The 10,213-nt window shown below is 37.2% G+C and carries 13 protein-coding genes and 1 rRNA gene; all 14 read right to left on the bottom strand.

The window, feature by feature from the left end; all coding sequences use genetic code 11:
* Window positions 1–282 precede the first annotated feature (282 nt).
* Window positions 283–1,155 (bottom strand): 16S rRNA (cytidine(1402)-2'-O)-methyltransferase, encoded by an 873-nt coding sequence (rsmI, locus tag ACQKN2_RS24305; protein ID WP_427417214.1) that lies wholly within the window; start codon window positions 1,153–1,155, stop codon window positions 283–285.
* Window positions 1,152–1,415: a GIY-YIG nuclease family protein gene (locus ACQKN2_RS24300; protein WP_323651176.1), complete on the bottom strand. Its 264-nt coding sequence runs from the start codon at window positions 1,413–1,415 to the stop codon at window positions 1,152–1,154. The genes rsmI and ACQKN2_RS24300 overlap by 4 nt, the downstream gene beginning before the upstream one ends.
* Entirely contained in the window at window positions 1,399–2,148 is a 750-nt protein-coding gene (locus tag ACQKN2_RS24295) for a tRNA1(Val) (adenine(37)-N6)-methyltransferase (RefSeq protein ID WP_427417213.1), read from the bottom strand. The genes ACQKN2_RS24300 and ACQKN2_RS24295 overlap by 17 nt, the downstream gene beginning before the upstream one ends.
* 63 nt (window positions 2,149–2,211) lie before the next feature.
* Window positions 2,212–2,568, bottom strand: a complete 357-nt coding sequence (yabA, locus tag ACQKN2_RS24290) for a DNA replication initiation control protein YabA (RefSeq protein ID WP_053485308.1) — start codon at window positions 2,566–2,568, stop codon at window positions 2,212–2,214.
* Window positions 2,569–2,595: 27 nt separating this feature from the next.
* Window positions 2,596–3,411 carry a PSP1 domain-containing protein gene (locus ACQKN2_RS24285; protein WP_079563667.1) on the bottom strand — a complete coding sequence of 272 codons (816 nt, stop codon included), beginning with the start codon at window positions 3,409–3,411 and terminating at the stop codon, window positions 2,596–2,598.
* Complete coding sequence (gene holB, locus ACQKN2_RS24280) at window positions 3,404–4,408, bottom strand: DNA polymerase III subunit delta' (RefSeq protein WP_427417212.1); 1,005 nt, start codon at window positions 4,406–4,408, stop codon at window positions 3,404–3,406. The genes ACQKN2_RS24285 and holB overlap by 8 nt, the downstream gene beginning before the upstream one ends.
* Window positions 4,409–4,707: 299 nt before the next feature.
* The gene (locus ACQKN2_RS24275) at window positions 4,708–5,148 is read right to left on the bottom strand and encodes a YaaR family protein (RefSeq protein ID WP_323651173.1); all 441 of its coding nucleotides are present in this window, start codon (window positions 5,146–5,148) and stop codon (window positions 4,708–4,710) included.
* Window positions 5,149–5,234: 86 nt separating this feature from the next.
* Entirely contained in the window at window positions 5,235–5,564 is a 330-nt protein-coding gene (locus ACQKN2_RS24270; protein WP_049667342.1) for a cyclic-di-AMP receptor, read from the bottom strand.
* 242 nt (window positions 5,565–5,806) lie between these two features.
* Window positions 5,807–6,436 carry a dTMP kinase gene (tmk, locus tag ACQKN2_RS24265; protein ID WP_427417211.1) on the bottom strand — a complete coding sequence of 210 codons (630 nt, stop codon included), beginning with the start codon at window positions 6,434–6,436 and terminating at the stop codon, window positions 5,807–5,809.
* A 17-nt stretch (window positions 6,437–6,453) separates the two neighbouring features.
* On the bottom strand, window positions 6,454–7,878 hold the full coding sequence (locus tag ACQKN2_RS24260; protein WP_427417210.1) for an aminotransferase class I/II-fold pyridoxal phosphate-dependent enzyme: 1,425 nt from the start codon (window positions 7,876–7,878) through the stop codon (window positions 6,454–6,456).
* A gap of 89 nt (window positions 7,879–7,967) precedes the next feature.
* Complete coding sequence (locus tag ACQKN2_RS24255; RefSeq protein WP_427417209.1) at window positions 7,968–8,504, bottom strand: HXXEE domain-containing protein; 537 nt, start codon at window positions 8,502–8,504, stop codon at window positions 7,968–7,970.
* A 209-nt stretch (window positions 8,505–8,713) separates the two neighbouring features.
* Window positions 8,714–9,292, bottom strand: a complete 579-nt coding sequence (locus tag ACQKN2_RS24250; RefSeq protein WP_427417208.1) for a TetR/AcrR family transcriptional regulator — start codon at window positions 9,290–9,292, stop codon at window positions 8,714–8,716.
* 278 nt (window positions 9,293–9,570) lie between these two features.
* Window positions 9,571–10,005: an SRPBCC family protein gene (locus ACQKN2_RS24245; protein WP_427417207.1), complete on the bottom strand. Its 435-nt coding sequence runs from the start codon at window positions 10,003–10,005 to the stop codon at window positions 9,571–9,573.
* A gap of 115 nt (window positions 10,006–10,120) precedes the next feature.
* Window positions 10,121–10,213 (bottom strand): 5S ribosomal RNA (gene rrf, locus ACQKN2_RS24240); the annotation flags it as partial.

Genomic DNA, 10,213 nt, shown 5'->3' with positions numbered 1-10,213 from the left:
CTGCTGCCGCTACGTTAGCACTACGCTTTCGCGCAGAAAACATCTGTTGGCCCGAGACCCTGGAGCGAGCAACGCGAGTGAAGCGGGAGGGGAACGAAGGCTAAAAGCATCACGTCCTGTGATAACGTCTTCGTGACCAACATCCAGTTGCCCCGACGCCCCCAGGAAAGCGCCCCGCCGGAACGGAAATCAACCACACGTTATTGTGATAACCCATTTTATAATTATGTATTTTGATATACAAAAAAGAGGTGCCCTATTAAGGCCACCTCTTTTTTTACATTAACTATGGTATTCATTATAGATTTCACGCTTGGCTACTTGACGTAGTTTTGCTACTTCTTTTATAGCTTCTTTTGATGTAACACCTGTCTGATTAATCATATAATCGACATGTTCAACAATAGACATTGTCATCCAATAGGCTTCTTCATCATGTTCTTCCTCAGCATTCTCGTTTCCTTCAAGAACAATACAAAATTCTCCTCGAATTTCCTCTGTTTGGGACCATACCACTGCTTCGGCCAACGTACCACGTAAAAACTCTTCGAATTTTTTAGTTAACTCGCGAGCTAATACAATTCGACGATTACCAAGAATAGATTCCATATCTTTCAAGGTTTCCTTTAAACGGTGAGGAGCCTCATAAAACAAAATGGTTTCCTGACGTTTTTTTAGTTGCTCTAATTGCTGTCGACGATCCTTTTTTCCTCGATTTAAAAATCCATAAAAGAAAAATGGCTGCGGTGTTAATCCAGAAGCAATTAATGCTGATATTGCAGCATTAGGACCTGGCACCGGCACAACTGGAAAGTCTTGTTCGATTGCTTTTTCGACTATATCTGCACCAGGATCGGAAATACAAGGTAGACCAGCATCACTAACTAATGCAACTGTTTTTCCTTCACGTAAGAAGGCTAATAGCTTCTCTCCCCCCACCTCTAAATTATGTTCATGATAGCTTATCAGTGGTGTTGCTATATCAAAGTAGTTGCATAGCTTTTTGGTATTACGTGTATCCTCGGCAGCAATAATATCTGCTTCCTTTAAAATACGTAGCGCACGCACACTCATATCCTCTAGGTTACCAATAGGAGTTGCGACTAAATATAAACAACCTGTATGATCGTGCATTGTACTTTTTTGAGATTTCATGACTCATCCCTCCCTATATATTTTATCTTTTGCGTTCTTGTTAGCTGTTTAAAAGCATACTCTGCACGCATCGCCTCTTGTTTCGTATCGAATTCCTCTACATAAATACATTCCACTGGTCCACGTGCTCTCGTATATTTTGCTCCCTTACCAGCATTATGTACAGCGACACGCCTGTCTACATTATTCGTGTAGCCAGCGTAAAAGGATTGGTCGGCACATTCTAACACATAAAAATAATGATTACTGTTCTTTTCCATAAAGGATTTCTCTCACTTCTGCTGTATATTCATTATCCTCATTATACACATACAGAGGTGGTAATATTTTCAAATCCGGTTTACCGTCTTTAATTCCTTCTATTAATAGTGTGTTGGCCTCCTTACCTTCTTTCGGGTAAATAAATTGCATACGTTTAGGCTCTATACGATTCGCCCGCATTGCCGTAACAATATCTAATAACCGACCAGGACGATGAACAAAAGCGGCCTTTCCGCCCTGTTTTAATAATTTACTTGCTGATTGTATGGCTTCTTCTAATGTTAAATATAATTCATGACGGGCAATAGCGTAATGCTCACTTAAATTTTTATCACTAGCTTCATGTGCTAAAAAATATGGTGGATTACAGGTTACAACGTCATACTTTTCAATACCAAGCTCTTTAGGTATTTCCTTCACATCACCAAGGACCATATGAATTTGCTCTTCTAATTTATTGTAACGGATACTTCGCTCAGCCATATCAAATAAACGTGGTTGAATTTCTACTCCTGTAATATGTCCCTTTGTTTTAGCACTTAGAAAAAGTGGGATTACACCATTTCCCGAGCACAAATCAACAATTTTCCCTTTATGGTATGGGACATTGACAAATTTCGAAAGTAGCACCGCATCCAATGAAAACGAAAAGACAGAGGGGCTTTGAATAATACGTAAATCCTCAGCCAATAAATAGTCTAACCGCTCGTCATCTTTCAACCAATCTTCCATGTTTCTTCCTCCTACTATACAAAACAAAAGACTGACACCACCATAGTGGGAATCAGCCTTCTATTACACATTTTGTTTATTTAAAAATGATAGACAAAACAGACAGTCTTCACCTTTACGTGAACTTCCGAAATGAACATGACAAACATGGAAGCCTTCATGGTATAAACGTGCTAGGTTATCATAACCCTCGCCAATATCTAACGGATTCTCTTTCTTCTCATCAGTAGCCTGTACAGAGTTTTCATTAGAAAGCAGTTCTTCTAGACGTGTTCGAAGGTGATGATTTTCTGTTTCGAGTGTCTTATGCTCCTCCATCATTAACGCTACAAATTGTTTCAATGCACCAAATTGCTCCTGCATTGCTTCGAGCTGTTGTTCGAACTCCATAACGGTATCTAAGAAATTACGGTCCTTCACCCAAGCCACCTCGTTCAATTCTCTATCTTATATAAGATTTTTTTCGCATGCTAGCAGTTCTTCTAGTGTATACTCAACTGTACGTTCCTGCTCATGTAAATATACTTGAATGAGTCTCTCCAGTACATTTAAACCTACAACTTTACCGCGGCCATCTGGTGTCATCGTCAATTCACCAATGTCTGGCATGCCCTCTTTTGCTTCCTCATATTCATCATTTTCATATTTCAAGCAGCACATTAAACGACCGCAAAGACCTGAAATTTTGGATGGATTTAAAGATAAGTTTTGATCTTTAGCCATTTTAATAGAAACCGGCTCAAAATCTCCTAAAAATGTTGAGCAGCAAAGCATCCGGCCACATGGACCAATACCACCTAACAACTTCGCCTCATCACGTACACCAATTTGACGAAGTTCGATACGTGTTCTAAAAACAGAAGCTAGATCTTTTACAAGATCTCTGAAATCAACGCGTCCTTCAGCCGTAAAATAAAAGATGATTTTATTACGATCAAATGTATATTCAACATCAACGAGCTTCATTTCTAAATTATGCTCAATGATTTTTGTACTTGCTAGTTCAAATGCGCGCTTTGATTCTGCAGCATTTTCCTCTACTTGAATACGATCACGTTCATCCGCTGGTCGTAGAACTTGTTTAAGTGGTAAAACAACATCATTATCCTCAACAACCTTTTGAGGGACAACTACTTTACCATATTCTACACCGCGAGCTGTCTCTACAATGACATATTGACTGTCCTCTAGTAGATATGATGCTGGATCAAAATAATATATTTTACCCGCTTTTTTAAAGCGGACTCCCACTACATTATACAAATGTATACCCCTCCTGCAGATTTAGCATTAACTGCTCCATCATTAACGTCCTATTCATGTTACGCTGTAAAGATGAACGTGCCTGTAAAATAGACTCCATTTGACTAGATAGACGTTCATAAGTCGAATGTAAGGCAGCTTCTTTAAATGTCTGTAACATGTCTGGGTAAGTACAAGCTGATTCGGGATTAGCTTTTATTGACACTATATCACGGTAAGCAAATAGTAGTAAATCTAATGCCTGCTCCATCTCGCCTTTTTCTTTAAACAGTGGCAACCATTCTTCATGTACAACAAGCATTGCTTCATGTACGTTCTGACGAATTGCCTCTACTAATTTTAACACTGTTTTTCGAGCATGTGCAAACTGCTCATCATTTGCTAAAATCATAGCCGTTTCGAGCTCGTTCGTCATCATGCTCACTGTAGAAGCCATCGAATAAGAAATATTATTATCTTGTAAATGCTTTAACAATATATGTCGAGGCATTTTTTGGAATTTAACATGTTGGCAGCGAGAGCGAATCGTTGGTAAAATTGACTGCATTTGCTCCGTTAATAAAATCGCAGTTACCTCACCATCAGGTTCCTCTAAAAATTTAAGTATCATGTTTGCGGATGCAACATTGAGTCTATCTGCATGATGAAGTACATAAATTTTACGTCCCTCTTCAACACCCATCATCTTCATTTCCGCAATTAATTCACGTATTTGATCAATCTTTATAAATTGACCCTCTGGATAAATTTGATGAATATTTGGATGATTACCCGAATCAACACGTCTGCAATTTCGACATGTTTCACATGGAACATTTTGACTTGGTTGCTCACATAACATTAATTTGACAAAAAACTTCATTATATCCGCTTTGCCTGTCCCTTTTTCGCCATCAAAAATGTATGCATGTGCTAATCTATTTTTGTCAAAAATCGTTTGAAGCTGCTTCATTACGACTGGTTGCAGTGTGAATAGCTCCTCAACATTCTTGGCCATATATTTAAAATCCTTCCTATAACAATTACACTCATAGCATAATTGTTTCCTATTGCCATTTTTAGTACAGAAATATCTGCAATTTTAGAGCAGATAGATTAGTTACATCGTTAATTGGGTTCATGCCATTCAGCAAGTTTTTCCTTAACCAAGTACTATCAATTATACCTCAGCATAATTGCGTCCGGAGGCTTTAACTTCTTTCAGCGGGTGTTTAGGCACCCGCTGAAAGAAGTTAAACTTGGCAGCTGAATAGATTTGAAAAAAGCCCGCGCCTACAAGAGAACGAGACACGGGTTTTACATATACAAATTAATTAATAAGCCTTTAATCTCACCGATTTTATCGAGAAGATCAATTGCTTCCTTTTCTTCATCTAAAATATCTTGCGCAAGCTCCACAAGACGCGTATCAATAGTTTCGATAATTTTTAAGCGTCTTCCTTCACCAAAACGATTCCATGTATGCGATTGCTTTAAATCCATACCATGCTCTACTGTTTCTTGTAGGAATCGTTTAACAAGCATTTTAAAACGAGCAAGCTCTCGTAAATTACGTGATCTTGCAACACGGTCACCTGCTGTAGAAATATCCCCTAGCAATCGTGTAAGCTGTTCAGTTTGCAATTTGGTGCCTTGCTTGACGACCATATCTCCAAATCGGTTATTTTGATTATTATTATGCAGTGGATCTTTACGATTAGTATTTAACCCGACACGTATATCTTGATTGATCTTCAAGCTGTTTCGCCCCCACTTGCCTTCTTTATCAAATACACAAAAGCTAATTATAATGTGTTTTTCTTCCCATTTAACGTGGCAATGATTTAAAAATGATGGAACTGTTCAATTGGTAATACAAAAACTGTCGCTCCTCCTACCTCTACCTCTACAGGATAAGGTATATAGGAATCTGTATTCCCGCCTAATGGCGAAACAGGTGCAACCATTTGTTCTCGTGCACGACAATTATCACGAATAATATCTAAAACTTTGGGTATGAGAGAGTCTTCCGTTCCAATAAGAAACGTCGTATTTCCAGAGCGTAAAAATCCACCAGTACTCGCCAATTTAGTTGCGCGAAACTGATTTTTCGTTAAAGCATTCGATAAGCGGCTGCTATCCTGATCTTGCACTACAGCTACGACTAACTTCATTCGCACTCACCCCTTTGATAAAATTCATCTAAATAGACTTTAGTTACCTTTTCCGTGACATACGTTAGAGTTCCTCTGTTTCAGTAGGTGTTTGAAACATCTACTAAAATAAAACTACATCTTCATTCATCTCAAAACATTTGCTACTGTCGCTTCGCTTTCGCACAGAAAACATTTGCTGAATGAAAATAAGATTATAGATGTTACCATTATATCACATTGTGGTAGACAACTTCATGCATTTACTGTATTGCTTCATATATTAATGACCATACATCTTCAACAACACGATCAATATTTTGGTCCGCATTGATGACATGTATACGCTCAGGGTAACGCTCCACTAGCTGTAAATACCCTTCCCGAACCTTGTTATGAAAAGCTAAACTTTCAACATCTAAACGATTGACCTCTCGCTCTCCGTGAGCATGAATCCGTGCCAAGCCAACCTCTGGTGCAAGGTCAAATAAGATTGTCATATCGGGTAACTTCTTACCGATTGCAAACTCATTAATAGATAATACTTCATCAACGCCGATACCACGTGCATATCCTTGGTATGCTAAAGAGGAATCGATAAAGCGATCACAAATAACCATTTTACCAGCATCCAACGCAGGTCGTACTTTTTCAAAATAATGCTGACTTCTCGCCGCTGCGTATAATAATGCTTCTGTACGCTCATCCATGGCTGTATGTTCGGGGTCTAAAATTACGCTCCTAATTTTCTCAGCAATCTCAATACCACCAGGTTCTCTCGTTGCTAATACATCAATCTTTTCTTCTGCAAGTCGCTCGGCTATTTTTTGAATGACTGTTGTTTTTCCAGCACCTTCTGGACCTTCAAATGTAATAAATAAATTGCAATTCATGCTGTTATTGCCTCCAACTATTTAATGATCTCAATCATCTTTTCTTCTAAACGGTGATTTCCTTGGAACGTTGCACCAGTAGCCAGTAACTCCTCTAACTGACTCAGCTTTGCTACTGTTATTTTTTCGCCTGGAACAAGCAATGGAATGCCTGGTGGATAAGGAATAATCATACTTGCAGAAATACGTCCCATAGTTCGCATATACGGTAACCATTCTGTTTCCGACTGTTCCATTTCATCAAATGTATAGGCTGGTTCCGTAATGGCTACAAAATTATAGGCCGTTTGTGATGCAGCTACTATTTCCGTCTTTGGTGTACTTAATAACAATGTTATAGCATCCTTAATACGGACACGTATTTCTGCAAATGGATAGTTATGCCCCTGCTTCAACAGAGGTAGTACAAGCAATACTTGATGCGCATCTGCTAGTTCTGCATATACGTGCTTTGCTTCTAATGCTTCCTGTAATTGAAAACCGCTATAGCCCTCAACCCGTAACAATAATTTGATAGGGTCGTCTACCTCAATAACTTCCAGAGAGCCAATAGCTCGTAATGCCTCTATCCATTGGTTCCTTTTCTCTATTATATATGCACCATCACTCTCCATATATGTCTGTACATAATAGCGTGCATCATCTAAAGAAGCCAATAAAAGATAGGATGGGCTGCTAGATTGTAGCATACGTAAATAGTGATTTATTTTATCTACTTCGATTAAGTTAGAATTAACATGCATAAAAGATGCCATTGTCATAGCAGGTAATGTTTTATGTGCAGACTGCACTACTATATCTGCACCAAATGTCAATGCTGATGGTTGAAATAAGGTACACGCACTAAAATGTGCTCCATGTGCTTCATCCACTAAAACAGGAATACCTTTCTCATGACAATACGCAATCTGCTGCTGTATTTCTTTCGATGTCATACCATAGTAAGTAGGATACGTTAAAACTACAGCGCGAGCCTCTGGATAATAATCAACTGCTTCTTTTAAATCTTTATAAGAAACATGGGTTGCCGTTAATGTTCGTTCATCCCATAGCGGTGAAATAAATATAGGCTTTGCTCCAACAAGCTCAATTGCGTGAAATATAGACTTATGTGCATTACGTTGGACAATAATCGTATCACCTTTTTTACATGTAGCATAAATCATCGCTAAATTTCCAACTGTAGATCCACCTACTAAAAAGAAGCTTTTCATCGTCCCATATGTATCTGCCAATAAGTTTTCTGCTTCTAATATTATTTCCTCTGGGTGATGTAAGTCATCAAGACCTGATAATTCTGTCACATCATATCGCATTACATCTTTAAAGGGCTGAGGAAGATGGGATAGTTCTCCATGCTTATGCCCAGGTACATGAAAGGAAATATTTTGTTGTTGTCGGAAGCGCTCTAATCCTTCTACAATTGGCTTTTTCTTTTGCAAAACAAAACACCCATTTCCGTTATATTCTTATTTAATTATAACACTTACGTTACAAAAAATTTGCTGAATGGATATAAATAAGGTGAAATTCATATAACCTTTTTCCCGATCCAATGTGCTAGTAATGCAATTGGAATCAATAAAAGACAAAATGGCAAGCAAACGAAAATAATGTTCCACGTTATGACTTTATTAATTAATAACGAATGATACAACATTAAACTGTATGGGATGACGATTATCAAAGATGTGAGTGCACCGGGTGTAATGGAACGAAGGAAAATAGACTGTGCAAGGTGAGTGAACGCATGTAGAAAGTAGGTTAGCGTAACAATAGTGAAAAAGTAGATATCTCCAAATGGCCCTTGATTCACATATTGATTGGCTACAAACGTAGAACTACTTACAAACATAAATACTACGATGACTGCTACGGCAAACTGTGCTGTCGACATCGAGAACTGTTTAATAACTCGATTAGCAATTTTTCTCGGCAATCTTTCATACAAAATCGTAGAATTCTTATTTAACCACTTTTCAACCATAATAATTTCTTCAAAATCATGAAGAATAAACATAATAGGGAATAGCCAAATAAGTGTTTGAATACCTATCCATTGTTCCATAATGATTCCTCCTTTTTAAATTATATTGAGTAATTACTCAAATGTTTTACAAAAAAAATAGCTCCTCGCCAATATCGTATGGTTGAGATTTCCTTTTCGATAGAACGCTTTCCTAGGGGCATCCGATCTTCACTACAATCAACTTATACAAATTGCACAAGTTTTAACACATGTCACCCACAATTTTTATTGATGAACAAAAAATATACTTAATGTGAATTTTGCATTCCTTTTAAAATAAACATTGCTATCTCCTCAATATAATGATTATTTTCAATTGGCATTTTATCTATTTTTCTTTCTTCAACTAAAACATGCGTTAGTATTGTTGAAAGAAATATTGAAGCTGCCGTTTCTATTGTCCTTTTTTCGACAGTACATGAAGAGGCTCTTACCAAAAATGAACGGGCCTGTTCACCCATTGTATTTATAAACTCCACAATATCCTTACTAGCATTCGTGTTTTTCACTATTTCTGGGGACCAAATAAAAGTTAAAAAGCTTTTATTACATGATAAAAAATTGGCATATAATTGGCCAAATTTAATTAAAGCCGGATATGGCTCCACCTTCGAAAGTTCTTTAATCTCATTTTGTAGAGAGCCAATAAATGAAAATTCACGAATAAGATAATTAAGAAGTTCATTTTTATCTTTAAAATAATAAAATATAAGTCCCTCTGCTACTCCGCTTTTTAATGCTATTTCTTTAGTAGTCGTTGCGGTAAAGCCCTTTTTAGTAAAAAGCTCTAATGATACTTCTAAAATTTTATCCTTCTTTGAAATCAAACCTTTTCACCACCGATTTTATATTTGAGTATATACTCAAATATAAAGGTCAAAAAAATCCCTGTCAAGTTATTCCAGGTAATGGGTGCGAAATAATCTAGGATTAATTTCAGTTTCTACTCATTAACGTTTTAATAAAATGTCATCCGAGTTCTTGGTGATAAGTCAGAAAAAGATCATTGCAACTAAAAGCAATGATCTTTTTCTATGACATGACACTCTTCTTTTATCATTAAAAACTATTATCCATTATGCCGAGGCTAATTGCGTCCGGAATACTAGATACTAGCCTTTATCCCCATCTCTTGTACTAGCTTTTCTACTAATTGCGGTACAAACTTTTCTAAAATTGGATTCATCATCCCCGCTAAGAAACCACTTGCCTTCATTGTTAAATTACCTTCTAACTGACATGTACCATCTTGGTTTTGTGTAACTTCAAAGTAACCATCACCATTTAAAGGATCTGATAAGCCTACCAAATCAAATAAAACCTGATTGGGATATGACTCCTTGCACTTAAGTTCAACCTTTACAGCTTTTTGGATAATTCCAAAATCCCCTTGAAATACCCAAATCATATTTCGTTCACTTGGAAATTCATGATGTAAATAACCAGGTATTAGTACAGCCCATTCTTCTTTATTCTGAATAAACTCCTGTAGCTTAGCTTTTTCAATTTGAATATTTTCTCTATATACCCCTGTTGCCATTTCAATACACCCCTATATTTGTTTATTTAAATTAATTAAATTCTAACATTTTTTGGGTGTTATTACCGATTTTTAAAAAATAAAAAAACCACTGATTTCTCAGTGGCTACTTTGTGCCTAGCGACGTCCTACTCTCACAGGGGGAAGCCCCCAACTACCATCGGCGCTAAAGAGCTTAACTTCCGTGTTCGGTATGGGAACGGGTGTG

It is taken from the genome of Lysinibacillus sp. NPDC093688, from assembly GCF_050280145.1.
GTDB classification, from domain to species: Bacteria; Bacillota; Bacilli; order Bacillales_A; family Planococcaceae; genus Lysinibacillus; species Lysinibacillus xylanilyticus_B.
The sequence above is the reverse complement of the archived record's forward strand: the minus strand, read 5'-3'. Positions and strand labels throughout refer to the sequence as shown.

Excerpts from the sequence above, each read along its gene's own strand:
- rsmI (WP_427417214.1), bottom strand. The coding sequence starts at position 1,155 with ATGAAATCTCAAAAAAGTACAATGCACGATCATACAGGTTGTTTATAT.
- ACQKN2_RS24300 (WP_323651176.1), bottom strand. The coding sequence starts at position 1,415 with ATGGAAAAGAACAGTAATCATTATTTTTATGTGTTAGAATGTGCCGAC.
- ACQKN2_RS24295 (WP_427417213.1), bottom strand. The coding sequence starts at position 2,148 with ATGGAAGATTGGTTGAAAGATGACGAGCGGTTAGACTATTTATTGGCT.
- holB (WP_427417212.1), bottom strand. The coding sequence starts at position 4,408 with ATGGCCAAGAATGTTGAGGAGCTATTCACACTGCAACCAGTCGTAATG.
- ACQKN2_RS24270 (WP_049667342.1), bottom strand. The coding sequence starts at position 5,564 with ATGAAGTTAGTCGTAGCTGTAGTGCAAGATCAGGATAGCAGCCGCTTA.
- tmk (WP_427417211.1), bottom strand. The coding sequence starts at position 6,436 with ATGAATTGCAATTTATTTATTACATTTGAAGGTCCAGAAGGTGCTGGA.
- ACQKN2_RS24255 (WP_427417209.1), bottom strand. The coding sequence starts at position 8,504 with ATGGAACAATGGATAGGTATTCAAACACTTATTTGGCTATTCCCTATT.
- ACQKN2_RS24245 (WP_427417207.1), bottom strand. The coding sequence starts at position 10,005 with ATGGCAACAGGGGTATATAGAGAAAATATTCAAATTGAAAAAGCTAAG.